23 protein-coding genes are annotated in these 25,784 nt (G+C 71.6%); 9 read left to right on the forward strand and 14 right to left on the reverse strand.

The window, feature by feature from the left end; translation table 11 throughout:
• Nucleotides 1–12 precede the first annotated feature (12 nt).
• From H5965_RS26090 to H5965_RS26105, 4 genes are read right to left on the reverse strand one after another with little or no spacing between them, the layout of a single operon-like run.
• Entirely contained in the window at nt 13–1,836 is a 1,824-nt protein-coding gene (locus H5965_RS26090; protein ID WP_310972883.1) for a VgrG-related protein, read from the reverse strand.
• On the reverse strand, nt 1,829–2,596 hold the full coding sequence (locus H5965_RS26095) for a LysM peptidoglycan-binding domain-containing protein (RefSeq protein WP_043785963.1): 768 nt from the start codon (nt 2,594–2,596) through the stop codon (nt 1,829–1,831). Before H5965_RS26095 ends, H5965_RS26090 begins: the two co-directional genes overlap by 8 nt.
• Nucleotides 2,597–2,599: 3 nt before the next feature.
• Nucleotides 2,600–3,046, reverse strand: a complete 447-nt coding sequence (locus H5965_RS26100; protein ID WP_003098522.1) for a phage tail protein — start codon at nt 3,044–3,046, stop codon at nt 2,600–2,602.
• 13 nt (nt 3,047–3,059) lie between these two features.
• Complete coding sequence (locus tag H5965_RS26105; protein WP_310972884.1) at nt 3,060–4,181, reverse strand: hypothetical protein; 1,122 nt, start codon at nt 4,179–4,181, stop codon at nt 3,060–3,062.
• Nucleotides 4,182–5,250: 1,069 nt separating this feature from the next.
• On the opposite strand from H5965_RS26105, the gene H5965_RS26110 reads away from it, so the two are divergent.
• The gene (locus H5965_RS26110; RefSeq protein ID WP_310972885.1) at nt 5,251–5,880 is read left to right on the forward strand and encodes a hypothetical protein; all 630 of its coding nucleotides are present in this window, start codon (nt 5,251–5,253) and stop codon (nt 5,878–5,880) included.
• Between the two features lie 174 nt (nt 5,881–6,054).
• On the opposite strand, the gene H5965_RS26115 is transcribed toward H5965_RS26110, so the two are convergent.
• Genes H5965_RS26115 through H5965_RS26130 form a run of 4 tightly spaced genes read right to left on the reverse strand, consistent with a single transcriptional unit; the run spans nt 6,055 to nt 8,667 of the window.
• Nucleotides 6,055–6,213, reverse strand: a complete 159-nt coding sequence (locus tag H5965_RS26115) for a DUF6760 family protein (RefSeq protein ID WP_003098516.1) — start codon at nt 6,211–6,213, stop codon at nt 6,055–6,057.
• Nucleotides 6,210–6,650, reverse strand: coding sequence for a hypothetical protein (locus tag H5965_RS26120; RefSeq protein ID WP_310972886.1), 441 nt, complete (start codon nt 6,648–6,650; stop codon nt 6,210–6,212). The genes H5965_RS26115 and H5965_RS26120 overlap by 4 nt, the downstream gene beginning before the upstream one ends.
• A gap of 4 nt (nt 6,651–6,654) precedes the next feature.
• A complete protein-coding gene (locus H5965_RS26125) occupies nt 6,655–7,098 on the reverse strand; it encodes a phage tail protein (protein ID WP_043785975.1) in 444 nt (147 codons plus the stop codon).
• A gap of 15 nt (nt 7,099–7,113) precedes the next feature.
• Nucleotides 7,114–8,667 carry a phage tail sheath subtilisin-like domain-containing protein gene (locus H5965_RS26130; protein ID WP_310972887.1) on the reverse strand — a complete coding sequence of 518 codons (1,554 nt, stop codon included), beginning with the start codon at nt 8,665–8,667 and terminating at the stop codon, nt 7,114–7,116.
• Nucleotides 8,668–8,858: 191 nt separating this feature from the next.
• Between H5965_RS26130 and H5965_RS26135 the strand changes: the two genes are divergently transcribed.
• A complete protein-coding gene (locus tag H5965_RS26135) occupies nt 8,859–12,284 on the forward strand; it encodes a hypothetical protein (RefSeq protein ID WP_310972888.1) in 3,426 nt (1,141 codons plus the stop codon).
• Nucleotides 12,285–12,453: 169 nt separating this feature from the next.
• On the opposite strand, the gene H5965_RS26140 is transcribed toward H5965_RS26135, so the two are convergent.
• The 3 genes from H5965_RS26140 to H5965_RS26150 all read right to left on the reverse strand — a co-directional run bounded on the left by H5965_RS26140 (nt 12,454) and on the right by H5965_RS26150 (nt 15,888).
• Nucleotides 12,454–13,143: a DUF4157 domain-containing protein gene (locus H5965_RS26140; protein ID WP_310972889.1), complete on the reverse strand. Its 690-nt coding sequence runs from the start codon at nt 13,141–13,143 to the stop codon at nt 12,454–12,456.
• A gap of 100 nt (nt 13,144–13,243) precedes the next feature.
• The gene (locus H5965_RS26145) at nt 13,244–15,232 is read right to left on the reverse strand and encodes an ATP-binding protein (RefSeq protein ID WP_310972890.1); all 1,989 of its coding nucleotides are present in this window, start codon (nt 15,230–15,232) and stop codon (nt 13,244–13,246) included.
• Nucleotides 15,229–15,888, reverse strand: coding sequence for a DUF4255 domain-containing protein (locus H5965_RS26150; RefSeq protein WP_310972891.1), 660 nt, complete (start codon nt 15,886–15,888; stop codon nt 15,229–15,231). The genes H5965_RS26145 and H5965_RS26150 overlap by 4 nt, the downstream gene beginning before the upstream one ends.
• A gap of 118 nt (nt 15,889–16,006) precedes the next feature.
• On the opposite strand from H5965_RS26150, the gene H5965_RS26155 reads away from it, so the two are divergent.
• The 3 genes from H5965_RS26155 (at nt 16,007) to H5965_RS26165 (ending at nt 17,913) form a co-directional block, all read left to right on the forward strand.
• A complete protein-coding gene (locus H5965_RS26155; protein ID WP_310972892.1) occupies nt 16,007–16,354 on the forward strand; it encodes a GNAT family N-acetyltransferase in 348 nt (115 codons plus the stop codon).
• Nucleotides 16,355–16,429: 75 nt separating this feature from the next.
• Nucleotides 16,430–16,990: a hypothetical protein gene (locus tag H5965_RS26160; RefSeq protein WP_310972893.1), complete on the forward strand. Its 561-nt coding sequence runs from the start codon at nt 16,430–16,432 to the stop codon at nt 16,988–16,990.
• A gap of 8 nt (nt 16,991–16,998) precedes the next feature.
• Nucleotides 16,999–17,913, forward strand: a complete 915-nt coding sequence (locus H5965_RS26165; protein ID WP_310972894.1) for a hypothetical protein — start codon at nt 16,999–17,001, stop codon at nt 17,911–17,913.
• A gap of 60 nt (nt 17,914–17,973) precedes the next feature.
• Here the strand turns inward: H5965_RS26165 and H5965_RS26170 are convergent, their stop codons facing one another.
• The gene (locus tag H5965_RS26170; RefSeq protein ID WP_310972895.1) at nt 17,974–18,816 is read right to left on the reverse strand and encodes a hypothetical protein; all 843 of its coding nucleotides are present in this window, start codon (nt 18,814–18,816) and stop codon (nt 17,974–17,976) included.
• Nucleotides 18,817–19,409: 593 nt separating this feature from the next.
• On the opposite strand from H5965_RS26170, the gene H5965_RS26175 reads away from it, so the two are divergent.
• A complete protein-coding gene (locus tag H5965_RS26175; protein ID WP_310972896.1) occupies nt 19,410–20,897 on the forward strand; it encodes a right-handed parallel beta-helix repeat-containing protein in 1,488 nt (495 codons plus the stop codon).
• 7 nt (nt 20,898–20,904) lie between these two features.
• On the opposite strand, the gene H5965_RS26180 is transcribed toward H5965_RS26175, so the two are convergent.
• Both H5965_RS26180 and H5965_RS26185 read right to left on the reverse strand, forming a co-directional pair.
• Nucleotides 20,905–21,399 (reverse strand): hypothetical protein, encoded by a 495-nt coding sequence (locus tag H5965_RS26180; protein WP_310972897.1) that lies wholly within the window; start codon nt 21,397–21,399, stop codon nt 20,905–20,907.
• Between the two features lie 16 nt (nt 21,400–21,415).
• Complete coding sequence (locus H5965_RS26185; RefSeq protein ID WP_310972898.1) at nt 21,416–22,831, reverse strand: amidohydrolase family protein; 1,416 nt, start codon at nt 22,829–22,831, stop codon at nt 21,416–21,418.
• A 130-nt stretch (nt 22,832–22,961) separates the two neighbouring features.
• Between H5965_RS26185 and H5965_RS26190 the strand changes: the two genes are divergently transcribed.
• The 3 genes from H5965_RS26190 to H5965_RS26200 all read left to right on the forward strand — a co-directional run bounded on the left by H5965_RS26190 (nt 22,962) and on the right by H5965_RS26200 (nt 25,783).
• A complete protein-coding gene (locus H5965_RS26190) occupies nt 22,962–23,768 on the forward strand; it encodes an IclR family transcriptional regulator C-terminal domain-containing protein (RefSeq protein WP_310972899.1) in 807 nt (268 codons plus the stop codon).
• A gap of 70 nt (nt 23,769–23,838) precedes the next feature.
• Nucleotides 23,839–24,996: a CaiB/BaiF CoA-transferase family protein gene (locus tag H5965_RS26195; protein WP_310972900.1), complete on the forward strand. Its 1,158-nt coding sequence runs from the start codon at nt 23,839–23,841 to the stop codon at nt 24,994–24,996.
• Nucleotides 24,989–25,783, forward strand: a complete 795-nt coding sequence (locus H5965_RS26200; protein WP_310972901.1) for a citryl-CoA lyase — start codon at nt 24,989–24,991, stop codon at nt 25,781–25,783. The genes H5965_RS26195 and H5965_RS26200 overlap by 8 nt, the downstream gene beginning before the upstream one ends.
• Nucleotide 25,784: the final 1 nt, after the last annotated feature.

Consider the following 25,784-nt stretch of genomic DNA (forward strand, 5'->3'; position numbering starts at 1 on the left):
CGCACTCCCCCGTCAGTTGATCTTGACCACGCTGCCGCGCACGGTGACGACACCGCTCGCGGTCAGCTCCGTCTGGCCCTGGCCCGCGACCGAAACGGTGGCGCCCTCGACCTTCACCCCGGCCGTCCCGGCGAGCTTCAGCTGGCTGGTCGCCTCGATGCTGGCGTCGGTCTGGGACTTCACGGACACCTTCTGGCCCTTGAGCTCCAGCGGCCCGGTGCCGGCGTCGATGCTCACGCCGTTCTGCGCCTTGACTGTGACGCTCTTGCCGCTGGTCACCTCGATGACCTGGTTCTTCTGGTCGATCTTGACCACGAACTTCGCGTCCCCCGACGACAGGATGATGCCGTCGTCCTCGGCGAACTCGAGCTTGTGGCCCTTCCGCGAGACGAACCCGCGCAGGGCCACCTCCCCGCTGTTGCCGTCGACGATCGCCTTGGTGAACTTCGACGGCGCCGCGTCCTTGGTGTTGTAGAGGCCACCGAGCACGTAGGGGGCTTCGAAGTCGCCGTGTTCGAAGCCCACCAGGACCTCGTCGCCGACCTCCGGCAGGACCACCGCGCCGCGGTCCTTGCCCGCCCCGGGCTGGACCGTGCGCGCCCAGGTGCTCGTGAAGTCCTTGTCCAGCCACGGGAACGTGAGCTTGACGCGGCCGAGCTTCGCCGGGTCCTTGAGGTCGGTCACCTGCGCGGGGACGACCCCGGGCCACGCCGAGGTCTTCGCCCCGCCCGCGACCAGGCCGTAGAGCGAGCGCTCCTGGCGGCCGGACACGGCGAACTCGGTGGTGTAGCCGACCTCGTCGTTGAACAGGTGGCGCGTGCTGGTCAGCGTGTACTTGCCCGAGAAGGGCCGGCCGACGCCGGTGAGCGTGACGGCGGTGCCCGCACGCAGCTTCGGGTTGCCCTTGGCGACGCCGTCGAGTTCGGTGCAGGCGCTGCCGAACCGGTCGGCGAGTGCCTTCGCGGTCGCGTCCGCCTCGCCCTGGGCGCGCCGGGGCGCGGCGGCGTCGAGGAAGGGCGGGCTGGCGAACTTGCCCGCCAGCGCCACCGGGTCCACCCCGGGGACGTCGGTGCCCGCGTTCTTCGGGGTGGCGGTGGCGCTGATCGGCTGCTTGTTCTCGTAGTCCCAGCCGGTGACCCGCACTTCCGGGACCTGCTCGGCCGCGGTGACGCTGGCGCGCAGGTTGAGCAGCGTGCCGTGGGCCTCGAGGACGAGCGGGTCCGCGGTGGCCTTGGTGGTGGTCGAGGGGGCGCCGGACGGCTGCTCCGGCAGTTCGAAGTTCAGCTTCCCGTCCCGGACGGCGATCTGCGCGCCCACCGCGTCGGCCAGCCGGGACAGGAACTCCCAGTCGCTGACGTTGTCCTGGGACAGCTGGGTGTTCGGCCGGCCGCCGAAGCCCTTGACGTTGTCGATCTTGCCGACCGGGATGTTCGCGCGCTGGGCGACCTTGCGCACGACGTCGGCGATGGTCATGTTCGGGTACGCGGTGACCCGGCGGCCGCGGAACAGCCGGTGCGCGTGGTCGTACCCGCGGACCTCGGTGAAGGTGCCGTGGCTGTCGAGGTCGATCGCGACCGCGGTGACCTCGCCGGAGAGCAGGTCCTGCGGGCCTTCCGGGTCCGACGTCTGGACCTTGAGCCGGATCTTGGCCCCGACCTTGAACTTGCCCTTCTCCAGCACGACGGTCCCGGGGTCGCGAAAGCGCAGCACGAAGGTGTCCGGCAGGTTCCGGCTGTCGTCGACGTAGGCGTAGCTGAGCATCACCTTGACGTCGTCGGGCAGCGCGGTGCCCTCGACCTCGACCAGGAGGGTGTTCGTGAAGGTCTCGTTAGCCATCGAGCTCCTCCAGCGCGGGCACCAGGAGCCGGGTGCCGGGCCGCAGCCGCATCGGGTCGTCGATGTCGTTGGCGTCGGCGATCTCGCGCCACTTCCCGGCGTCGCCGTAGGCGCGGAACGCGACCGAGGGCAGCGAGTCCCCGGCGACGAGCACGTGCGTGTCCCGCGCGGCGAGCGCGCCGGAGGTGGGGTTCTGGCCGCCCAGCTCGCCGGAGATCTCCTCCAGGTTGACCGTGCAGACCGCGCGCACCGGCGTCCCCGACGGCGTGAACAGCGTGTACTTCGCGGTGACGGAGGCGACGTAGGCGGGGAAGCCGGTCATCCCGCCCCACTTGAAGATCACCCACGGCGGCGAGGGCTTCTTGTGCTGGCGGCTGTCCTCGGTGGCCACGCAGCAGGTGAACAGCTGCTCGACTTTCTTGACGACGGCGTCGTCCATCTTGTCGGTGGCGTCGAGGAACATTTCAAGCGCCAGCTTGGCCGGATCGGACCCCTTGAACTGCGGCGGCGCGCTCTTCTTGGCGTTCGGCTGCGCGTCCCGGCCCCACTTGGCGTTCTTGCTGACCGACAGTTCCTTGGGGTTGAACTGGAACTTGATGTCGAACATCTTGTCCCCGGGCGGCTGCCCGGTCCCCCCGGACTGCGGCGGCTTCCGCACTTCGAGCAGGGCGCGCTGCAGGTTGCTGGGCGCCGGTTCCCCGGACCCGTAGGCGGCGGGCGGCTGGGAGCCGGCGGAGGTGAAGGTGACGGGCGAGGACATCGGTCAGCCCTTCTTCGCCGGGCTGAGGAAGCCGTGGTGGGCCAGTTCGAGGGTCTCGGTGGCGACTTTGGGTGAGTCGGGCGAGAGCTGCGGCCCGCTCCACCGCACCGGGACGACGCCTTCGAGCGCCCAGCTGGCGATGACCTTCCCTTCCAGGGTGCGCGCCTCGATGGTGGCGGTCTTGCGTTCGATCCCGCTCGCCAGGCTGGCGAACCACTTGGTGATCTGCGAGCTGGCTTCGGTGACGGGGCGCGAGAGCTTGATGTTCGAGTACTTGATCCGGGTCGGCAGCTGCCAGACCATGCCGTTGTTGCCGCCTTCTTCCCGCTGTTCCATGACGAATTCGCAGCCGAGGCCGTCGCAGCTGGAGAAGGCGCCGAGGTTGCCGAGGTTCTTGTCGTCCAGCTTGACGACATAGCAGACGGCAACGGCCTCTTCGGTGTCCGGCATCGCGGCTCCTCCTTCAGTGCGGGCGGTCGGTGAGCGCACCCCGGCGCTCACGGTCGAGGCGAAGTTCGGTCTTGAGGCGGCGCAGGAGCGGGTCGAAGAGCTTCTTGACGAGCTCTTCGGTTTCCGGCTGCGGTGGCGGTTGCGGTGTGGCGGGAGCTGGGGTGGGGTCCCGCTGGATGACTGTGGTGACGGTGGGGGCGGGTGCGGGTGCCGGCGCGGGTGGTGGGTCCGGTGTGGACGGTGGGCTCGGTTCGGCGATCCTGGCGACGGGCAGGTCGGCGGCGGTCTGGGGCCGCGCTTCGGGGGCGTTGTGTGGTGAGACGTCGATCGCGCGGGCGACGGGAAGCGACGGGGTGGTCTCTTCCGTCGTTGTGACCTGGGTGGCTTCGGGGGTGTCGATCGCTCGGGTGACCAGGAGTGGTGGCAGTGTGGTCCCCGCGGTGGGCGCAGGGGTTGAGGTGTCGAGGGAACGCGCCACCGGGAGCCCGTCGGTTGCCAGCGGAGTGGCTCCGCCTGCGAGAGTTCGCGTCGGCACGGCGTTGGTCCCCTGGGTGGCCGGGCGTGACGGCAGCCCCGCTGGCGTTTCGAGCGGCACCACGGAACCACCGATCTCGCGCAGCGGCAGCGCGGATCCCGCTACGGGAGCCGCGACGTCGGCCTCGCGAGCCACGGTGAGCGGCAGCCCGGTTCTGGTCGAAGGCCCCGCGCCGTCGACCTCGCGAGCGACGGTGAGCGGCAACGCGGCCCCGGAGCCATCGATCTCACGCAGCGGCGATGTGGCTCCTGTCACGTCGGTCTCGCGAGCCACCGTGAGGGGCAGCCCGGCGCTCGTCAAAGGCCCCGAGCCGTCGACCTCGCGAGCGACGGTGAGCGGCAACGCGCCTCCCGCGACGGGCGCCGAACCACCAGCGTCGCGCCGCGGCAGTCCGGTTTCCGCCGCGGTTGTCGAGGCATCGAGGGACCGTGCCACCGGAAGTGTCGGCAGGGCGGCTCCCGTCCCGTGGGTGGCCGAGCCGCCCGCCGCAGGGTGCGACGAGGTCTCGATCGCCCGCGCCACCGGTAGTGCGACTCCGGTTCCCTGGGCGGCCGAGCCGCCCGCCGCAGGGAGCGACGGGGTTTCGATCGCCCGCGCCACCGGCAGCGCGGCTCCCGTCCCCTGGATTGCCGAGCCGCCCGCCGCGGGGAGCGACGGGGTTTCAATCGTCCGCGCCAACGGTAGTGCGGCTCCGGTTCCCTGGGCGGCCGAGCCGCCCGCCGCGGGGAGCGAGGGGGGCTCGATCGCCCGCGCCACCGGAAGTGTCGGCAGCGCAGCTCCCGTCCCGTGGGTGGCCGAGCCGCCAGCCGCGAGGTGCGCCGAGGTCTCGACGGACCGTGCCACCGGGAGCGCCGGCAGCGCGCCTCCCGTCCCCTGGGCCGCCGAGCCGCCCGCCGCGGGGAGCGAGGGGGTCTCGATCGCCCGCGCCACCGGTAGTGCGGCTCCGGTCCCCTGGGCGGCCGATCCACCCGCCCCGGAGTGCGCCGAGGTCTCGACGAACCCTGCCACCGGGAGCACCGGCAGCGCAGCTCCCGTCCCCTGGGTCGCCGAGCCGCCCGCCCCGGAGTGCGCCGAGGTCTCGATCGCCCGCGCCACCGGGAGCGTGGAGGCTGCCGCCGCCGGGCCAGCAAGGGGTTGAACCACCGGAAGCGCCGGGGTCGCTCCCGTCGCCGAGCCATCAACAGGGAGCCCCGGGGGCTCGAGCACCGTGGCCACCGGCAGCGTGCCTGCTCCGCTCGTCGGCGCGGCGGAGTCATCGCCCGAGCGAGCCGCGGAAAGTCCCGAGGTTTCGATCGCCCTGGCCACCGGGAGTGTCCCCGCTCCGGCCGAGTCATCGGCCGCGGGCGGTTCGGAGTTGCCCACCGGGGACGAGCCTTCGTCCACCCGAGCGACCGGAAGCGGCGGTCCCTCGCCGGGCAGATTCGCCGAGAGAGTTGCTTCCGTCGGAGTCTCCGTCGCTCGCGCCACCGGAACCGGCGGCTCCTGCCCCACCGGACCGGCCGACGGGGACCTCTGCGCCACCGGGAGCTCGGAAGCTTGGGTCTCGGCTGCCGGCTGTGAGGGCGTTTGCGCCAACGGCCCCTGCGCTACCGGCAACGCCGAGGCCTCGTGCAACGTGGACCTCTGCACCACTGCCCCACCAGAGGATCCCGGTGTCTCGGCCGCCGACGTGGGACCTTGCGCCAAGATCGAAGGCTCGCCCGCCCCCAGCGAGGTCTCCGCCGCAACCACCAGCTCCGGAGACCCACCCACCGGCTCGGAAACGCTCGTCGAGCCGCCCGGTGTCCCAGGCGGCTCCAGCGGGCGGAAGCTGTTCACCGGCGGTGATCCGGTTGCCCGCGCCTCCCGAGGCGGCGACCCCGGAGCGACCGGCAGCATCGGCGCACCGAGTCCCAGCCGCCGGGGTGTCGCCTGCTCCGTCCGCTGGACCAGCGGCAGCTCCGGCTGCGGCGGCTGGACCGGCTCCGGTTCGGCCTCCACCGGCTCCGGCGTCGCCACGGGCACCACCGGGGCGTCCGAGGTGTCCGAGGGCGCCGGAGCGTCCACAGGGGACGGCTCCGCGATCGCCTGCAGCGTGCGCACCGGCGGGGTGTCCACTCTCCCCGCCGAGGTCAGCAGCTGCACCACCGGGCGCTTCGCCACGACCGGCAGCACCAGCGGCATCGAGGGCGGTTCCGCGGACCTCTGCACCGCCGGGGCCACGACCCGCTGCACCGACGCCCCGACCGGCCGGACCAGGTCGCCGATGACGCCCGCCGGCTCCGCCGGGCCCACCCGGTGCCCCAGGGGCTCCAGGTAGCCCGGGCTCCGCCACGACGTCAGCGTCGCGCTGAACCGCTGCACCGGGTTCACCAGCGGGTGCTCGGCCAGCACCCGCTGGATCGGCGGCACACTCCGCCACTCCCCCCGCGTCACGGGCAACGAAACAGGCGAAGGCGTAGCAGGCGCCTTCCTGCGGAACCACATTCCAGCGTCACCGTCCCTGGCTCATCCGGGTGTTGATCCGGGCGATCTCGGCGACGTAGGTCAACCGGTCGGGGTGTTCGAGGTCGAGGATGTCGTCGAGGGACCAGTGCAGGTGGTAGGCGACGTACGCGACTTCCTCGTGCAGCCGGTCGGCCGCGTACGTCACGATTCCCCCAGGCGGCCACCGGCGACGTCGACGACGAAGCCGTGGCCGCACTCGGGGCACGCCACGCCCGCCCTGGTGTGGCCCTCGCTGTTGACCCGGCGGTACATGTCCTGCAGGAACGCCAGGTCGGAGGCGAACAGGTTCTCGATGATCCCCGCGTGCACGTCGGTGATGTCGCCGATCCGGGTGACCACCCGGGCCAGCAGCACCACCGTGAGGAACGCCGAGTTCTCGCGCACCCGGTCGTCCCGCAGCGGGATCAGCTCGTCGCGGGCGGTGGCCAGGCGCATCACCCCGGAGTGGTGCACCTTGCCCTCGTCGTCGACGTACCCGCGCGGGAGCTCGAACGCGAACTCCGTCCGCAGCTTCGGCCGCTCGGTGCGCGGCTCGTCCGAAGCGACGGGAGCCTCCGGCGCCGAGGCCATCACCCTGCGCATCGGCTCACTCGACTTCCATCTGCTCGTAGGTGATGACGAGCTTCTCGGTGAGCACGCTCGTGTCGCCGGCCTTCAGCGAGCCGATCTCCAGGCTCTTCGGCCAGGCGTTGGTCAGCTTGTAGCGTTTGATCGCGGCGCCTTCGTAGTCGTAGACGATGATCGCGCCGCCCTTGCGGGCCGTGGTCATCTTGCCGAAGTGGGCGTCCTTGACCCACTTCTCGAAGCTGTTGTCCTCGGTGAGGCCGCGGGTGAGCGTGACCTCGCCCGCCTTGGGGCGGCCGGGCAGCTTCTTGATGACGTACTTGCCGTCGACGGTGTTCTGCTTGAGCTCGATGACGTCCTGCTCCATCTTGAGGCCGGAGACCTCGGAGATCTGCTTGATCTGGACGCCGTCGATCTCGAGCCCGAAGGAGTGGCCGACAGCCTTGTCGAGATCGGGAAGTGCCATGTCAGAACCCCTTCATCACTCGTTGACGAGGCTGGTGCCGCCGGACATCTGGGCCAGCCGGAAGATCACGAACTCCGCCGGTTTCACCGGGGCGATGCCGACTTCGCAGATCACCTGGCCGAGGTCGATGCCCTCGGCGGGGTTGGTTTCGCGGTCGCACTTGACGAAGAAGGCCTCGTCCGGGGTCAGCCCGAACAGCGCGCCCTTGCGCCACTCCATCACCAGGAACGCGCTGATCGTGCGCCGGATCCGGGCCCACAGCGCGTCGTCGTTCGGCTCGAACACGACCCACTGGGTGCCGCCGAGGATCGACTCCTCGAGGTAGTTGAACAGCCGCCGGACGTTCAGGTAGCGCCACGCCGGGTCGCTCGACAGCGTCCGCGCGCCCCAGACCCGGATGCCCTTGCCGGAGAACGACCGCACGCAGTTGACGCCGATCGGGTTGAGCAGTTCCTGCTCCGCCTTGGTCAGGTGCGTTTCGAGGGCGAGGGCGCCGCGGACGACCTCGTTGGCCGGGGCCTTGTGGACGCCGCGGGTGGCGTCGGTGCGAGCCCACACGCCGGCCATGTGCCCGCTCGGCGGGATGAACGTGTTCGTGCCCGACGCGGGGTCGAGGACCTGGACCCAGGGGTAGTACAGCGCGGCGTACTTCGAGTCGTAGCCGGCCGCGTCCATCCGCCAGCTGCGGACTTCCTGGGGGTTGAGCGCGGGCGGCGGGTCGATGATCGCCATCCGGTCGCCCATCAGCTCGCAGTGCGCGATCATCGCCAGCTGCACGGCCTTGACCGTGTCGAGGTCGATCAGGTCGCGCTGGTAGGCGGCCATCAGGTCCGGCGCCGCGACCATGGTGATCTCGTCGATCGCCTCCAGGCCGCCGAAGCCGGTCCGGTCCGCGACGTCGCCGACGTAGTCGTTCGCCGCGACCCGGCCGGGGACCGGCGGGGCGCCGTCCTCCTTCGGCGGCGCCGAGAGCACCGCGGTGCCCTTGTCCGGCTTGGTGACCGCGCCGCCGGTGGCGACCTCTTCGATGGTGATGAGGCTGGACTTCTCCCGGACCGCGGTGACGACGTTCTCCTTGGTGCGCTTGGTCGTCACGTTGTGGGTCTCGACGACCTTGCCGTCCTGCTTCACCAGCACGGTGAACCGGTCCTCGGCGGGGTTCTCGCCCGTCGGGTCGGCCACCTCGACGGTGATCTCGCCGGCCGGCTTGCCCTCCGGCAGCTCCTTCGCGACGAAGCGGTAGCCGCCGAGCACGGCCTGGCGGGCCGCGATCTGCTTCGGCGCGGCGCCGTTGTCCTTGGCGCGCGATCCGCCGATCCGGACGATGTAGCAGTTGGTGCCGCCGTTGAGGAAGTAGCCGTAGACCGACTGGGCCAGGTAGCAGCCCTCGATGAAGTCGCCGAAGGTCTGGGTGAACTGGCCCCAGTTGGACACCAGCGTCGGGGTGTTGAAGGGACCGTCCGCCGCGAAGCCGACGAAGGCGGCCACTGCGGTGCCCACGCCCTCGATCGGCCGTGCGCCGGCTTCGATCTCCTCGACGTACACCCCCGGCGTGAGATAGGTGGGCATGCGTGCCTCCCTTGTCGACGCACAAGTCTTGTCATCGGCGATGCTGCTGCCGGCGCGTTCTCCGCGGAACGACCGTGCGGCTAGGCCCGCGGGAACCGATCTCTGCCCTTAAAGGCAACTGCCCGTCCGGGCAGCCGTGCCTGCCCGTCCGGTCGTTGGCAACCGGCCCGGGGGGACCGACAGTTGAACCCATGCCAACGGGGCGGGACCACGCGCCACGCGAGCTGTCCGGGCAGCCTCCGCGGCCGGCCCGTCCGGCGCGCCGCGCGACCACGCCCGCGCTGCTGCGCCTGCAGGCTTCGGCGGGCAACGCGGCGGTGTCGCGGCTGATCGCGCTGCAGCGGCAGAGCTCTCCCGCTCCCCCGGTCGCGCCGCCCGGCGTGACACCGGCGACCGACCCGAAGTTCCAGTCGTTCGAGAAGGACGTCGGCGCCAAAGCCAAGGCGGCGAAGGCGCACCCGCCGGCGGGCGCCGAGGTCAAGAAGGCGCAGGACGCCGCGGTGGCGCCCGCCGACGACAAGGAAGCGCAGGCCAAGGCCGCCCAGGCGGACAAGATGGCGGCGGCGAAGCCGGCCGGCTTCGACAAGGCGGCCTTCATCGCCGCGGTGAACGCCGCGGTCGCCAAGCAGGCACCCAAGAACCTCGACGACGCCGACAAGTTCGCCACTTCCGGCAAGGCCGACCAGGTCAAGGCCGAGGTGCTCGGCAAGGTCACCAGCGGCAAGGACGCCTCGGCCAAGGACGTCACCGATCGCACGAAGGAGCCGCCGGACCCCGGCCGGGCCGTGGAAAAGCCGGTGACGCCGCTGCCGGAAACCCCGGCCCCGCCCGCACTCGCGCCGCCGGACGCGCGCAAGGCGACCCCGGACAAGGCACCGCCCGAACAGACCGATCTGCGGGCCGACCAGTGCGAAACCCAGGACGCGATGGCCGCGGCGGGCGTCACCGACCAGCAGCTGGCCGAGTCCAACGAGCCGGAGTTCACCGGCGCGCTGGCCGCGAAGCAGGCCGGTGAGCAGCACACGGCTTCGGCGCCGGCGGCGGTCCGCGAGTCCGAGGCCGGGCAGCTGGCCGCGGTCACCGGCGCCGCGCAGGCGTCCGGCCAGGCCGCGATGGCGGGCATGACGGGCGCGCGGTCGTCGGCCGCGCAGAAGGGCCAGGCGGCCAAGTCGGCCACCAAGACCAAGGACGAGCAGGACCGCGCGCGGATCACCGGCGAGATCAAAGCGATCTTCGACGAGACCAAGACGAAGGTCGAAGGCGTGCTGGGCGCGCTCGACGACCAGGTGGCGAAGAAGTTCGAGGCGGGCGAGGCGCAGGCCAAGGCCGCGTTCACCGCCGACCACCAGGCGCGGATGAAGCGCTACAAGGACGACCGCTACGACGGCATCACCGGCGCGGCGCGCTGGGCGTACGACCTCTTCGCCGACCTGCCGGCCGAAGCGAACAACCTGTTCCTGGAAGCCAAGAAGGTCTACGAGACGAAGATGCAGGCCGTCATCGGCGAGATCGCGGACTTCGTCGGCCAGAAACTGGGCGAGGCGAAGCAGCTGATCGCGGACGGCCGCACCCGCGTGCAGCAGAAGGTGGCGTCCCAGTCGCCCGCGTTGCGCAAGATCGCGGGCGAGGCGGCGAAGGAGTTCGGCGGCCAGTTCGACGACCTCGAGAAGTCCGTCGACGAGAAGCAGGACGCGCTGGTCGAGGACCTGGCCCAGAAGTACACCGAGGCCCGCACCGCCGTCGACGAGGAGATCAAGGCGCTGCAGGCGGAGAACAAGGGCCTGTGGAGCAAGGCGAAGGAGGCCGTCGGCGGCGCGATCGAGACGATCTTGAAGCTGAAGGACATGCTGCTCGGCGTGCTGGCGCGGGCCGCGAACGCGGTCGGGCTGATCATCGCCAAGCCGATCGAGTTCCTCGGCAACCTGGTCAACGCGGTCAAGACCGGCGTCATGAACTTCGGCGCCAACATCGTCCAGCACCTCAAGGACGGCCTGAAGGGGTGGCTGCTGGGCAACCTGGCGAGCGCGGGCATCGAGATCCCGGAGGCGCTGGACGCCAAGGGCATCCTGAAGATGGTGCTGTCGCTGCTGGGCCTCACCTGGGCGAGCGTCCGCGCGCGGATCCTGCGGTTCATCCCGGAACCGGTGCTGGCGAAACTGGAGCAGACCCTCGACGTCGTCAAGGTCCTGATCGCCGAGGGCGTGCCGGGCCTGTGGCGGTGGATCGTGCGGAAGCTGGGCGACCTGAAGGAGATGGTGCTCGGCCGGATCAAGGAATTCGTGATCGAGAAGATCGTCAAGGCGGGCATCACCTGGATCATTTCGATGCTCAACCCGGCGGCGGCGTTCATCAAGGCCTGCAAGGCGATCTACGACATCGTGCTGTTCTTCGTGGACAAGGCCGCGCAGATCAAGGAGTTCGTGGATTCGGTCCTGGACTCGGTCGAGTCGATCGCCCGTGGCGGGGCCGGGGCGGTCGCGGGGTTGATCGAGCGGACGCTGGCGAAGGCGTTGCCGATGGTGCTCGGGTTCCTGGCGAGCCTGCTCGGGCTGGGCGGGATCTCGGAGAAGATCAAGTCGGTGCTGGAGAAGGTCCAGGCGCCGGTGGGCAGGGTGATCGACTCGGTCGTGGGGACGATCGTCAAGGCGGGCAAGAAGATCTGGTCGAAGTTCACGGGCAAGAAGGGCAGCGGGGTCCCGGACCCGCGCAGCGCCGGCCAGAAGCAGCAGGCGCTGGCCCAGGCGAAGCAGGCGGCCGACGCGGAGATGCGCAAGCCGGACGCCACCCAGCACACCGTCGAAGCGGCGCTGCCGAGGATCAAGGACACCTACCGGCTCACGACCATCGCCCTGGTGCCCACGGGCAACGGCAAGTTCAAGACCCACCTGGAGATCAACCCGACCGACGACACCGGCGAACTCCCGCTCGGCCCGATGGCACCGGTCGACGAGGCGAAGGTCTACCTCGGCAAGCGGTTCGTCGTGAAGTCCACCAACCGGGTCGCCAAGGTCACCGACGTCCGCCCCGACGGCTGGGTGACGCTCCGGTACGAGCTGGAACGCACCGTCGGCCGGAATTCGGAGGGGCGCCCGACCTTTCCGGTGCTCAAGTTCCTGGCCAACACCCCGAACGGCGGCCCCGAACTCGCCCCGGCCGAGGGCGGCGCGGACCAGACGCAGTACACGATCGACGGCAAGACCCTGCGGCCGGAATACCACGACGTCCGCGCGGTCTTCTACGGCGGTTCCCACAAGTACAGCGGCCACGACGCGGCCAAGATCGCCGCGGTGCTGCGGCCGGACGGCGTGACGTTCACCTGCCCGGGGGTCCCGTTCCTGGGCATCGCCCCGCACGTCGCGGCCCGCGTCAAGCCGAACAACGCCGACAACTACGCGCTGGACCACCGGAAGTCGGTCGCCGGGCACTGGAACGCCCAGGGCCGGGCGAAGGGCCAGAGCGATCGTTCGCAGTTCTACGCGGACCCGGGCAATCTCGAGGTCCTGTGCGCCTCCTGCAACAGCAAGAAGGGCTCCAAGGACGCCGACACGGGCGCCGCCGAGCGGTACCGCAAGGACGTGGAGATCCCGGGCTTCACCGGCCCGGACGGGAAGGCGTGACGAACCTCCGGGGGTCACCTCAGCGGATCGGTGACCGGTTCACTCGTGCAGACCGGTTCCCTCCACGGGGGGACGGCCAGTACGGCGTCGAGCTCCTCGCGGCCGAGGAGCCAGAGGTCCGCAACCGGGCCCTGACCTACACCCGCTGATCGAGCGCTGCGGGATCGGACTAAGCCTCTTCCTCGACCTCTTCCTCACGCTGCACGAAGGTCTGCGCCATCGTCTCCTCTTCGCCTTCGGCGGCCTCGGGCGCTTCCTCCCGCTGCACCGCCGCAGCCGGAGCAGGCGCCGACATCAGCCGATCGGCGTTCGCCACCGCCTCGCGCTCGAACCGGTCCGACGGATCCGACACCTTCACGCCGCCGCCGGCGTCGGTCCCGTCCACCGGGCCGCTGCGCTGCTGCACGACGTGCGTGAGCTCGTGCGCCAGCATGTGCTTGCCCGCATCCGAAGCCGGGTCGAACTTGTCCCGCTGGAACACGATGTTCGAACCCACCGTGTACGCCTGGGCGTTCACCGACTTCGCCGAGTCGTGCGCGGCGCTGTCGGTGTGGACGCGGACGTCGGAGAAGTCCGTGCCGAAGCGGGTCTCCATGTCCTCGCGGGTCGCCTTGTCCAGTGGGGCGCCGCCGCCCGAACCGACGACGTCGTGGACCGGGGAGCGGTCCTCCTCCACCAGTGACGACGTCCCCGCGTTGCCCACCGCGCGCTGGAGGCCCAGGAAGCCCGCCGGGCCCAGGACGTCGGTGCGGCCGGCCGCGGCCGCGCGGCCCAGGAGGTCGTGGTCGTCCCGCTCGAGGCGGTCGCCCTTCGGCCGCAGGGTCAGGTCGAGGTCGTTGTCGTGACTGTGCCCGCGCATGTTTGCTCCCTCCGCCCGTAAAGCTTGCCCCGCCGGCGGGGCCGAGCGCCAGACTGCGCCGCCGTCCGGACGGGCAGCGAAACCTGCCCCTGCGGGCAGCTCAGCCGTCCGTCACCATCGCCAGGTACGGGCCGAACTCCCGGTCGAGGCAGAGCCGGCCCAGCTTGCGGTACTCCCGGGCCACCGCGCCGACCAGGTCGCTCATCCCCACCGGACGGCCCGCCTCCGCCGCCAGGTACGCGCCGGTGACCGCGGCCGAGCGGATGTGACCGCCGGCCAGCTCGAACGCCTCGGCGAGGAAGCCCAGGTCCAGGTCCGCTCCCCGCGGCATCCGGGTGCCGAGGCAGCGGTCCCAGAGCCGGTGCCGGAGTTCGACGTCCGGCAGCGGGAAGTCGACGATCACGTCGAGCCTGCGCGTGAAGGCTTCGTCGAGGTTCGCCCGCAGGTTGGTGGCCAGCACCGCGATCCCGTCGAACGTCTCCATCCGCTGCAGAAGGTACGCGCTCTCGATGTTGGCGTACCGGTCGTGCGCGTCGCGGACCTCGGACCGCTTGCCGAAGATCGCGTCCGCCTCGTCGAACAGCAGGACGCCGTTGACCCCGGACGCCTCGGTGAAGATCCGCTCGAGGTTCTTCTCCGTCTCGCCGACGTACTTGTCGACCACGGTCGCCAGGTTCACGGTGTAGAGGTCCAGCCCGAGCGAGGCGGCGATGACCTCGGCGGACATCGTCTTGCCGGTCCCCGAATCCCCCGCGAAGAGCCCGGTGACGCCCCGGCCGCGGCCGCCGCCCGGGCGCATCCGCCACTCGTCGAGCACCTGGTCGCGGTAGCGCGCCCGCGCCGCCAGTTCGTCCAAAAGGGACAGTACGCCGGCCGGCAGGACCAGGTCGGCCCAGCCGACGACCGGTTCGATCCGCCGCGCGAGCCGTTGCAGCCCGGCGGCGTTCTGGCTGCGTGCGCCGGCCCGGACGTGCGCGGTGCGGACCAGCCCGTCGTCGTCGGCCAGCGCGGTGACCGACGCGGCCTTCGCCGCACGCGCGATCTGCCCGGGCCCGAGGACGAAGTGGGCGGTCGCCTCGCCCGGGTCGACGCCCGGGGCGAGCCGGCCGTCGAGACGGCTGCGCCAGAGTTCCGCGCGGGCCGCACCGGACAGCGGCACGGCGTCGAGCTGCAACGGCGGTGTCGCGCTCCAGCGCGGGTCCCAGGCGCCGGTGCCGTGCACCACCAGCGGGATCGCCGGGTGCGCCAGCTCCTCCAGCCGCGGGTCCTCCACCGGGCCGAGCACGATCCCGGCGCCGCGCAGCAGCGCCTCCCGCCGCAGCGACGCGGTCAGCTCGGCGTGGCCGGGCTCGGCCTGCCAGCGCGGCGCGTCCACCACCAGCGCCGGGTACCCGGCCGCGGCCAGCGCGCCGACGCCGAGCTCCTCGGCCCCGCCGCCGGGCAGTTCCTTCAGGTAGACGAGCCCGGCCCGGCCGCGGATGGCGCGGGCGAGCCGGTCGGTGCCCGGGACGTCGACGAGCTCGGTCCCCAGGCGCGCGCAGCCGGCGAGCTCGGGCGCGAGCCGGTCGTCGCCGAGCAGGTGGTTCACCACCCGGTCCGGGACGCGCAGCGTGCGCGAGAGGAACGGCCGTTCCTCCTCCCCCACGGCGAGCAGGCCGCAGGTGACCAGCGGGGAGTCGGCGTCGAGCCGGGCCCGGCCGGCGGCCGACGCCTCGGGGATCCCGCACAGGCGCAGCGCGAGGCCGGCGCTGGCGCGGCGGCGGGTGACGTCGTCGTTGAGGTAGCCGTAGAACTGCTCGAACCGGCTGTCCAGGTCGGGGGCCAGCGCGACCAGCAGCAGTTCGACGTCGACGCCGGTGAGCCCGGCGCGGTCGGCGAGGGGGCGCAGCCGGCCGTCCGGGGCGGAGTCGGTGAACGGGGTGAACGGCTCGCGCAGCCCTTCCAGCAGGGCGTCGATGGTCTCGTTGGACAGGTACAGGCCGCGGAACGGGTCGTCGGGATTCGGGTCGGCCGCGCGACGGCTGTCGACGGCGTCGCGGATCCGCTGTTCGAGCCGGGCCAGCCGCTCGAACAGGTACTCCAGGCTCACCGGGGCTTCCGGTGGGTGCGCGCCATCGCGACCCGGCGCTGCCCCTCGACAGCGCCGGTCGCGGACACGTGGTGCCCGACGAGCTCGCCGTCGCCGGTGTCGATCTTGAGGCCTTCCTTGGCGGGCGGCCCGGCCGGGTAGACGCGGCCACTGTGGATCGGCGCGGAGACGACGACGTCCAGCGACGGCTTGAGTTCGCCGCCCAGGGCCGTCCACACGTCGGCGAAGGCGCGGTCCTCCGGCGGCGGCAGCGCGACGGTCATCGGCACCGGCAGCCCGGTTTCGGCCAGCGACCCGGTGAGCACCTCGGCCGGCACGGCTTCGTAGCGCAGCAGGCCGAGCAGCAGGTCGGACAGGACGCGGTGCTCGTCCTCGGGCCGCTGGGTCCACGCGGTGACCAGGTAGGACAGCTTGACGTGCTTGGGCGGCAGGTGCCGCGCGGCGACCTCGCCGCGCTGGTCGTACTCGTTGAGCAGCCCCCGCGACCGGCGCCGCATGTCCTCCCGCACGTCGTAGAGGTAGATGTTCACCGTCGGTGCGTTGCGCCGGGCGGCCCAGTCCTTGGTGGGCGCGTCGAAGGCGACGTCGACTTCGCTGCCCCGCAGCGCCTCGTCCTTCACCAGCCGGCGCAGCGCCTCGTCGACCTCGTGGATCACCGGCGGACCTCCTCGCACTGGCGGTCCCTCCACGATGATCGCGCGCCGCGGGCCGGGCCAGCCACGCAACGGCAAACCTTCGGGTACGCCCGGCTGCCCGTAAGGGCAAAGTGGGACCGTGACGATCACGACCCGGCCCGCCGCCGAAGCCGATTTGCCGGCCCTGCTCGCCCTGTTCCGGGAGCTGCACCCGGACGACCCCGCCCCGCCTCCGCAGGCCGCGGCGGCGGCCTGGCGGGCCATCGAGCGCCAGGCCGGACGCACGATCCTGGTCGCGGAGTCCGCCGGCGTGGTCATCGGAACGGTCGATTGCACCACGCTGCCGAACCTCACCCGGGGAGCGCGGCCGTTCATGCTCGTCGAAAACGTCGTGGTGGTGGCGGCGGAACACCGCCGGTCGGGCGTGGGCGCCACCCGGCTGGGCTTCCGCGCCGCGGCCCAGGGCTACCGCCGCTACCTTGACTGAACCGGAACGATCTTGTAACCGGCTCCGGACCCCCGGCGACTACTGCTTCGGGGAGTGGGAGAACGCGAGGCACCCATGCGACGGATCGCCGGCCCGATCGGGACGGCCCTGGCCCTGCTGCTGGCCGGCTGCGGCACCCCGGAACCACCGGGGACGCCGGGGACGCCAGGCCCGCCGCCGTCCGTTTCCACGGACGCCGCGACCACGGCCTCCACCGGCGAGCCACCCACCGGCTCGGGCCCGCCGACCACGGCCGGCGGACCAACGACTCCGCCGTCCCGGACCACCGGCTCCTCTCCCGCGAAGACGTCGGCCAGGAAGCCGCCGACGCCTCCGAAGGTCACGACGGCGAAACCGCCGGCGAAGGGGTCGCCTGTGCGGACCGCGCCCATCGACATCATCGGCACGTCCTACGCCGCCCTGGGCCCGGTGACGGAGGCGCAGCTCGCGGACGAGTGCGGCGGCACCCTCTGCGTCACGCTCCGGACGACCGTCGAAGGACCGCCGGACCCGCAGCTGGACTGCAAGGTCACGCGGATCATCCAGTCGGTGCCGATCTTCCGCGGCGACACGATCACCTTCGTGCTCGCCGATCCGTGCGGGGACTTCACCGAACCGCCCCAGCCCACCGAATAGCGGCGGCCATGGCGAAACGGCTCCGCTCGCTGCGGCTCGCGCCCCCTCCGGCGGCGCCGCCCGAAAGCCCGTCGAAGGCGCTGCGCGTGCTCGGCTCGGTGATCGCGCCGACGACCGTGCTCACCGGGTTGCTGTTCTTCTTCGGCAGGCAGCACGCCAATTGGCTGCTCGACTACTTCGGCGTCCCGCTGTCGACGATGGGGCTGACCGCGCAGGACTACCTGGTCCGCAGCGCCGACGGCCTCTTCGCCCCGATCGCCGTCGTGCTGGCGGCGGTGCTGGCGCTGCTGTGGCTGTACCGGTTCCTGCGCGCCCGGCTCGGCGACGCGGCTTGGCAGCGGCTGCTCCGGCTCGCGACCCCGGTCGCCGTCGGGTGCGGGGTGGCCGGGCTCGCCGTGGCGGCCGTCGGCGTGGTGCGTCCCGAAGCGTTCGCCTCGTCGTACGCGGTGCCCGGCGCCGGGCTCTCCTTCGGCGTGCTGTTCCTCGTGTCCGCCTCGCGCCTGCTCGCGGCCCGGTCCGGCCGGGTGCTGCCCGCGGCGGTGGCGACCGCCGAGTGGGTGGCGGCATTCGTGCTGGTCAGCGTGGGATTGTTCTGGGCCGTGGCCGACTACTCCGCCTCGGTCGGCATCGGCCGGGCCCTCCAGATCGAGGCCGGGCTCGCCGCGCCGCCGGAGACCGTCCTCTACAGCGCCAAGAGCCTGAACCTCACCGGGCCGGGGGTGCGCGAAACGCAGTGCCGCAACGCCGACACCGCCTACCACTACCGGTACACCGGGCTGAAGCTGATCCTGCACTCCGGCGGCCAGTACTTCCTGCTGCCCGTGCAGTGGCACAAGGCCGACGGGACCGCCCTCGTGCTGCCGCGGACCGATGCGCTGCGGCTGGAGTTCACCCCGGCCGCGGACCCGGACGCACCGTGCTGAGCGAGCCGGGTCCGCGCGGTGCGGACCCGGCTCGCTCAGCCCTGGCTTCGACCGTGGAGGTCAGTCCTGGTCGTAGTCGGATTCGTCGTCCGCGTCGTGGTCGACGACCCAGTCGTCGTCGTCCGCCGCCGTGGCGTCGGCCACCGCGGTGACCGAGTGCGCGGCCGCGCCGCCCACGCCGGCCGTGGTGTACCAGGCGTGGTAGCCCGCGTAGTCCGGCACCGCCACCGCGTGCGCACCCTCCGACGATGCGCCGTACGGGCCGGCCGTCAGCTTCTCCGCCTCGTACGTGGCGTGGTGCTCGCCCGCGTGGCTCACCACGTGCGCCGAGGTCGCGCCGTCCACACCGGCCGAGTGCTGCTCGGCGTAGTAGCCCACGTCGCCGGCGTCGTCATCGTCGTCGTCGGCGTCGTACACCGGGTGGACGACGTAGCCGGCCGGTTCCTGGTCAACCGGGTCGGGGTGGCTCACGGCGTGGTGCACGACGTAGTCGTCGTCGTCATCGTCGTAATCGCCGGTGACGTAGTGGTGGTCGTCGCCGTCGTAGTCGCCGTCGTAGTCGTCGCAGTCGCCGTCGTCGCCGCCGTACCAGCCGTCGTGGGCCGGGTGGTGCCAGGCGTGGTTCCAGCCGTCGTCGCCGGACTCGCCGCTGTGCGTCACGGAGGCGCCGCCGATGCCGGCCACCGCGGAGTCCGTCTCCGACCAGTGGTGTCCCCACCAGGTCGAGCCTTCGTCGGTGTCGGTGGTGCCCGCGCCGCCGATGCCGGCCCAGGTGCTGGAGCTCTCGGCGCTCCAGGAGTCGTGCGGCCAGTCGAGCGGGTGCGCCGTCGCCGGAGCGGCGATGACGAGGGAAAGCGGCAGCGCGAAAGCGCCGGCGACAGCCAGTCGTCGCAATGTGGACATGATTTCTCGGGGTTCCCTTCCTGAGTGCGGCGGCCGGGTTTGATTCGGGGCCCGGGCACCGGGGCAGCAGTTCTGTCCGTTAGGTGACGTTACCGCCCCGATGGGTCGTCCACAGGGCGTTGACCTGCGCAAATACCCGATCGGTGCGCGGGAACCGCCGAGTGGAGGACAGATCCGGAATGGGGTTGAACCAGCCTAGTTCGCCACCGCGGGAGTGGCCGTAATGAATGGCGTGAAATCACTCGCTCAGGTAGTTCTCCGTTTAACGGATAAAACCCGGGTCCGAGCCGGCGCCACCGGAGCGGCCCGGTCGCCGTCCGCCGGACGACCGCGGCGGCGCTCGGCCGCCCGGCCGACCGGACCGCGGCAGGTGGCCCACCCGAGCTGCGCCGCTCCGAGCCCGCTCCCGCGTGGAATTCCGGCCGCGAGGCGACGCCCGACCACGATAACAGAACCTTCCACCTATTGTTCCCACGGTATTCACAGTCGTGGAGTAATCACTGTTTTTTTCGTTACCTGGTACACCCGAAAAGCACAGGAATGGACTCGATCGGACCAAGCCGCTGGGCGGTCAATTGCGTAGGTTTCCCACCATGTCGCCGATGAGATCCATTCTGGCTGTCGTTCTGCTGGCCGCGTTCGTCGTGCCGCCCGGGCCGGCGGCCGCGGCCGCGGTGACGCCCGGGCCGGTGTGCGATCACCAGCCATTGGTCAACACCACGGCGCCCGCGGGTGCGGTCACCGTCGACGCCGCGGTACCCGGTGACCTCTACCGCAAGTCGCAGGATTCGCCGCCGGGCACCACGTTCTGGCTCCCCCCGGGCACGCACCTGCTGGCGGCGGACCCGTTCGGGCAGGTCATCCCCAAGGACGGCGACGTCTACCTCGGCGCGCCCGGCGCGGTGCTGGACGGGCAGGGCATCAACCGCGCCGCCTTCACCCAGCAGGCGAAGAACGTCGTCATCCGCGGGCTCACCATCCAGAACTTCGTCGCCCCGCAGGACCAGGGCGTGGTGAACCACGATTCCGGCGAGCATTGGATCATCGAAAACACGACCGTGCAGAACAACAAAGGCGCGGGAATCATGGCCGGTGCGCGCCAGGAGGTGCGGCACAGCTGCCTGCGCAACAACGGACAGTACGGCATGAACGCCTACCGGTCGGACAGCACGATCACCGCGTTGATCATCGAGGGCAACGAGATCGCCGGAAACAACACCGACGACTGGGAAACGCGCAGCCCCGGCTGCGGGTGCAGCGGCGGAATCAAGTTCTGGGTGGTCGACAAGGCCGACGTCCGCGGGAACTGGATCCACCACAACCACGGCGCCGGGCTCTGGGCCGACACCGACAACAACGACTTCCTGATCGAGAACAACCTCATCGAGGACAACGACGCCGAGGCGCTGTTCTACGAGATCAGCTACAACCTGGTCTTCCGCGACAACGTCCTGCGCCGCAACAGCCTGGTCGCGGGCAAGCGCCGGGCCGACAAGGGCGACAACTTCCCGGTGGCGAGCGTCTACCTCTCCGAGTCGGGCGGCGAACCGCGGGTGCCGGCCCGCACGCACCTGATCGACATCTACGACAACACCTTCGAGGACAATTGGTCCGGTGTCACCGCCTGGGAGAACGCCGACCGGTTCTGCAACAGCCCGGCCAACACCTCGATCAACACCTGTACCAAGCTCGTCACCGACCGCACGCGGTGCTCGGCGCCCGGGATCGCGTCGGCGCCGCTGTACGACGACTGCCGGTGGAAGACCCAGCTGGTCGAGGTGCACGACAACACGTTCCGCTTCGACCCGGCCCGCGTCGGCTGCACGAACGGCTCCTGCGGCAAGATGGCGCTGCTGTCCAACTGGGGGACGTACCCGTCCTGGTCGCCGTACCAGGGCAAGGTCATCCAGGACGCCATCACCCACGACCAGGGCAACTACTGGTTCAGCAACGCCTACTACGGGCCCTGGAAGTTCGTCGCGGGCGACACGTCCCGGATCCTGACGGCCGAGCAGTGGCAGACGACCCCGTGGGACCAGGACGACTGCGCGTCCTTCGACGGGGTGATGCCCCACTGCTGAGCGCGCCTCAGTGTGCGGCGAGCAGTCCCAGCACCGCGGCGGACTTCGCGGCGTCGAGGAACCGCAGGCCCATGAAGTTGTCGCCGGGGTTGAAGCCGGGCAGCGCCCAGACCGCTTCGTACGGCAGTCCGAGACGCCGATAGCGGCGCAGGCTGTAGACGTTGCTGAACAGGCACTTCCCCGGGTCCGGGCGCCACAGCCGGCGCGCGAAGGCCGGGTTGCGGAACCCGTGCCCGACCTCGGCCGTGGCCTGGACACGCTTGCCGCCGGTGAAGAGCACGACGTCGCCGGTGGTCACGGTGTCCATCCGGCGGTCGTACTTGTCCTTGGCGCCCCAGAACCGGGCGCGCCCGCCCGGGTGCAGCGCGTCGAGGCGGGCGAGGTCCGCGGGGTCGAGCAGGTCGGCGAGCTCGCGGAAGGCGACGGTCTTGTCCAGGGACTCGGCGCCGTAGCGGCGGGCATCCGCGGTGCCGTAGGCGGGCTGGACGAAAACCTGGACCACGGAGGGGAACGGTAGCTCAGCCGCCGTGGGTGCGGTCACTCTGGTAGTCGGTGTAGGTGTACGGGTTGTCGAGGATCTTGGTCTCCGGCACGTCGGGGTTCATCCCCTGCCGCCACGCCTCCTCCCCCAGCTGCGCCCGCAGGTACTCCACCGTGCCCTCGACCCGCCGCCGGACCGCGGGGAGATCGACGTCGACCAGGCGGCCGTCGCGCTTGACCACCCGGCCGCCGACCAGCACCGTGTGGACGTCGGCGCGCTGGGCCTGGAACGCCACGTGGCCGTACGGGTTGAGCAGCGGGAACGACACCGGGGAGTGGTCGTTCTTCAGCAGCACGACGTCGGCCTTCTTGCCGACCTCCAGGCTGCCCAGGTCCGAGCGGCCCAGCGCCGCGGCGCCGCCCCGGGTCGCCCACTCCACGACCTGTTCCGCACGCAGGGCCGCGTGCGTCACCGTCTCGCCCTTCGCGTGGGCCTCCAGGTGCTCCCGGGACCGGTCGGCGCCGAGGGTGGCGCGCATGGCCGAGAACAGGTCGCCGCTCCACCACACCGAGGTGTCCATCGACAGCGACACCGGGATGCCGTACTTGCGCAGCGCCCAGGTGGGCGGGTAGCCCTGGCCGGCGCTCTGCTCGCTTTCGGTGGAGACCGACACCGACCCGCCGGTGGCGGCGATGCGGTGGTAGGAGTCGGCCGACAGCGACGCGCTGTGGACGTAGACCGTCTCCGGGGTCATGAACCCGTGGTCGTACATCAGGCGGATGCCGTCGTCGCCGGTCGCGCCCCAGACGCCGGCGTGGGTGGTCACCGGCACACCGAGCTCGCGGGCCACCTCGAAGGCCGGCTTCTCGGGGAAGGCGGGGTCGCCGGTGACGTCGAAGGCGAGCTGGAAGCCGAGCTCGCCACCGGTGCGCCGGGCGGCGAAGTCGCGGAACTCCGGCGTGGCCGTCCAGTTCGCCGGGGCGTCCTGGATGTTGCCGTAGGCCAGCACGAACCGGCCGGGGACGGCTTCGAGCGCGTCGGCCGCCGCGTCGGCGTGCTGCGTGGTCCGCAGGCCGTGGGACCAGTCGACCGTGGTGGTGACGCCGGCCTCCAGGGCCTCCCACGCGCCGAGCAGGTTGCCCGCATAGATGTCTTCGGGGCGGAACACCTTGCCCCACTCGAGGTAGTACCAGACGAAGTACTGGGTGAGCGTCCAGTCGGCGCCGTAACCGCGCATGGCGGTCTGCCACAGGTGGCGGTGCGTGTCGATCATCCCCGGCATGACGATGCCGCCGGAGGCGTCGATCTCGGTCGTGCCCGCCGGGACCTCCAGGGCCGGGCCGATCGCGGCGATGCGGTCGCCGTCGACCAGGACGTCTTCGCCGGGCAGGACGCGGCGCGCGTCGTCGAGGGTCAGCACCGTGCCACCCCGCAGGACGATCGATCCGGACATCACTGGCCTCCGTTGCGTACACTTGTCCGCTCCGCGGACACTCGGCGGGTGCCGCCACTTTCGTCCAGTGCCGCGCCGGTGTCAATCCCCGCGGCTACGCTGCGGACAGGACTGCAGAGGGAGGTCGCGCATGCCACGCGAGGGAACGGGTCCCGACTTCATCGAGGCACTGGCGCGCGGGCTCGAGGTGATCACCGCGTTCCGGCCGGGCCGGCCGGCGATGACGCTGGCCGAGGTCGCCACCGCCACCGGGCTGGCCCGCCCGACCGCCCGCCGGATCCTGCTGACCCTCGAAGAGCTCGGCTACGTCCGCACGGACGGTCGCGGCTACTCGCTGACGCCGCGGGTGCTCGACCTCGGCGTCGCCTACGTGCATTCCACGGGCCTGTGGGAGGTCGCCCGACCGCACCTGGAACGCCTGGTCGCGCGCACGAACGAGTCGTGCTCGATCGCCCAGCTCGACGGCTCCGACATCGTCTACGTCGCCCGGGTGGCGGTGCCGAAGATCGTGGGCCTGAGCGTCCAGATCGGCACCCGCTTCCCGGCCCTGCCGACGTCGCTGGGCAAGGTCCAGCTCGCGGCACTGCCGCCGGACGAGCTGGAGGCGGTGCTGGCCGAGCCGACCCGCTCGGGCCTGGTCCCCCGCTGGCAGCCGGGCCGGGCCGAGCGCGACGCCGAGCTGCGCGAGGTCCGCGCCCGCGGCTGGGCGCTGACCGACGAGCAGCTCGCCCTGGGCATCCGCTCGGTGGCGGCGCCGCTGCGCGACGGGACGGGCCGGGTGATCGCCGGGGTCAACGTCAACTGCCACGCCGCGGAGACCCCGGTCGAGCGGCTGGTCGAGCACCACCTGCCGCTGCTGCTGCAGACGGCCGGGGAGATCAGCGCCGACTTCGCCCGCCTCGACGCCGTCCCCGCCGTGGTCGTGGGCGCTCCTTGACCGCGGACCGCCGCTGTCGCAGACTGGCGGACAAGAGTCCGTCTGACGGACAGAAGGCGAGGAGCTGGTCTTGACAACCCCCACCGGCCCGTTGTCCGGGCTGCTGGTCGCGGACTTCTCCCGGGTGCTGGCCGGCCCCTACGCCACGATGCTGCTGGCGGACCTGGGCGCCGACGTCGTCAAGGTCGAGGGCCCGCAGGGCGACGAGACGCGCACGTGGATGCCGCCGGTGCGCGGGGACGTCTCGACCTACTACCTCGGCGTCAACCGCGGGAAGCGGTCCATCGCGCTGGACCTGCGCGACGAGGCCGACGCCGTCGTCGCCCGCGAGCTCGCCGCCCGCGCGGACGTGCTGATCGAGAACTTCAAGCCCGGTGGGCTGGCCAAGTACGGCCTGGACTACGACGCCGTCCACCAGGTCAACCCCGGTAGCGTCTACGCCTCCATCAGCGGCTTCGGGGCGGGCGAAGGCGCGCACGTGCCCGGCTACGACCTGATGGTGCAGGCGATTTCGGGCCTGATGAGCCTGACCGGCGACCCGGACGGCCCGCCGTACCGGGCCGGGATCTCGGTGTTCGACGTCATGGCCGGCAACCACGCGGTGATCGGCATCCTGGCCGCGCTGCGCCACCGCGACGCAACCGGCGAGGGCCAGCACGTCGAGGTCAACCTGCTGTCCTCGGCGCTGACCGGGCTGGTCAACCACAGCTCGGCCTACGCCGCCGGCGGGGTGGTGCCCTACCGGATGGGCAACGCCCACCCCAGCGTCTTCCCCTACGAGCCGCTGCCGACGGCCGATGCCGACCTGATCGTCGCCGCGGCCAACGACGGGCAGTTCCGGCGGCTGTGCGAGGTCCTCGACCTGCCCGGCGTCCCGGACGACCCGCGGTTCGCCCGCAACGCCGACCGCACGAAGAACCGCGAAGAGCTGCGGCCGATCCTGGTCGAGCGGCTGGCGAAACGCGGTGCGGTGGACTGGTTCGACGCGCTGACGAAGGTCGGTGTCCCGTGTGGACCGATCAACACGATCGACGGCGGGTTCGCGATGGCCGCACGCTTCGGGCTGGACCCGATCGTCGAGGTCGGCGAGGGTGACCGCGCGGTCCCGACCACCCGCCACCCCATCCGGTTCTCCGCGACCCCGGCCGGTTACCGGCTGCCGCCGCCGGAGCTCGACGAGCACGGCGCCGAACTGCGGGCATGGCTGACGGAGGCCGCCGATGGCTGACCGGGTCTACGAAACCGCCCTCGGCGCGTCCACAAAGGACAAGATCACCCTGCTCGGGCACGACCTGGCCGAGGACGTCATGGGCACGGTCGGGTTCGGTGAGCTCGCCTTCTGGCTGGCCGCCCAGCGACGTCCGGCCGAAGGGGAAACCCGGGTCTTCGAAGCGGTGCTGGCCGCCTTGGCCGACCACGGCTTCACCCCGACCGCGATCGTCACGCGGCTGACGTACCTGTCCGCGCCGGACTCGGTCCAGGGCGCCCTCGCGGCCGGCCTGCTGGGCGGCGGGTCGCGCTTCCTCGGCGTCACCGAGGACTGCGGCCGGTTCCTGCACGATGTCTTGTCTACAGTGGACACACTGCCGGACGACGACGGCGGCTGGGACGCGCTCGCGCTCGAAACCGTCGAAAAGCGCCGCGCGGAAAAGAAGTTCGTCCCCGGGCTGGGCCATCACGTGCATAAGGACGGCGACCCGCGCACCGCGCGGCTGTTCGCCATCGCCGACGAGGAAGGCCTGCGCGGCCCGCACCTGGAGCTGTTCGCCGCGATCGGCCGGGTGCACCCGCGGGTGCTGGGCAAAACCCTGCCGCTCAACGGGGCCGGCGTCTGCGGGGCCGCGCTCGCCGACCTCGGGCTGCCCCTCGAGCTGCTGCGCGGGTTCGCGCTGCTGGCCCGGACCGCCGGGCTGATCGGCCAGCTCGCCGAGGAACTGCGCCACCCCGTCGCCGACGACATCTTCCGGTCCGTCGACTTGAACAACCGGTCGGTCCCGCCGGATCCGCACGCGTGAG

Origin of the sequence: Amycolatopsis sp. 505, assembly GCF_031625235.1 — a bacterium.
GTDB lineage: Bacteria > Actinomycetota > Actinomycetes > Mycobacteriales > Pseudonocardiaceae > Amycolatopsis.

Excerpts from the sequence above, each read along its gene's own strand:
- H5965_RS26190 (WP_310972899.1), top strand. The coding sequence starts at position 22,962 with ATGCCACGCGAGGGAACGGGTCCCGACTTCATCGAGGCACTGGCGCGC.
- H5965_RS26175 (WP_310972896.1), top strand. The coding sequence starts at position 19,410 with ATGTCGCCGATGAGATCCATTCTGGCTGTCGTTCTGCTGGCCGCGTTC.
- H5965_RS26095 (WP_043785963.1), bottom strand. The coding sequence starts at position 2,596 with ATGTCCTCGCCCGTCACCTTCACCTCCGCCGGCTCCCAGCCGCCCGCC.
- H5965_RS26120 (WP_310972886.1), bottom strand. The coding sequence starts at position 6,650 with ATGCGCAGGGTGATGGCCTCGGCGCCGGAGGCTCCCGTCGCTTCGGAC.
- H5965_RS26140 (WP_310972889.1), bottom strand. The coding sequence starts at position 13,143 with ATGCGCGGGCACAGTCACGACAACGACCTCGACCTGACCCTGCGGCCG.
- H5965_RS26125 (WP_043785975.1), bottom strand. The coding sequence starts at position 7,098 with ATGGCACTTCCCGATCTCGACAAGGCTGTCGGCCACTCCTTCGGGCTC.
- H5965_RS26130 (WP_310972887.1), bottom strand. The coding sequence starts at position 8,667 with ATGCCCACCTATCTCACGCCGGGGGTGTACGTCGAGGAGATCGAAGCC.
- H5965_RS26135 (WP_310972888.1), top strand. The coding sequence starts at position 8,859 with ATGCCAACGGGGCGGGACCACGCGCCACGCGAGCTGTCCGGGCAGCCT.
- H5965_RS26200 (WP_310972901.1), top strand. The coding sequence starts at position 24,989 with ATGGCTGACCGGGTCTACGAAACCGCCCTCGGCGCGTCCACAAAGGAC.
- H5965_RS26090 (WP_310972883.1), bottom strand. The coding sequence starts at position 1,836 with ATGGCTAACGAGACCTTCACGAACACCCTCCTGGTCGAGGTCGAGGGC.
- H5965_RS26165 (WP_310972894.1), top strand. The coding sequence starts at position 16,999 with ATGGCGAAACGGCTCCGCTCGCTGCGGCTCGCGCCCCCTCCGGCGGCG.
- H5965_RS26100 (WP_003098522.1), bottom strand. The coding sequence starts at position 3,046 with ATGCCGGACACCGAAGAGGCCGTTGCCGTCTGCTATGTCGTCAAGCTG.
- H5965_RS26185 (WP_310972898.1), bottom strand. The coding sequence starts at position 22,831 with ATGTCCGGATCGATCGTCCTGCGGGGTGGCACGGTGCTGACCCTCGAC.
- H5965_RS26170 (WP_310972895.1), bottom strand. The coding sequence starts at position 18,816 with ATGTCCACATTGCGACGACTGGCTGTCGCCGGCGCTTTCGCGCTGCCG.
- H5965_RS26160 (WP_310972893.1), top strand. The coding sequence starts at position 16,430 with ATGCGACGGATCGCCGGCCCGATCGGGACGGCCCTGGCCCTGCTGCTG.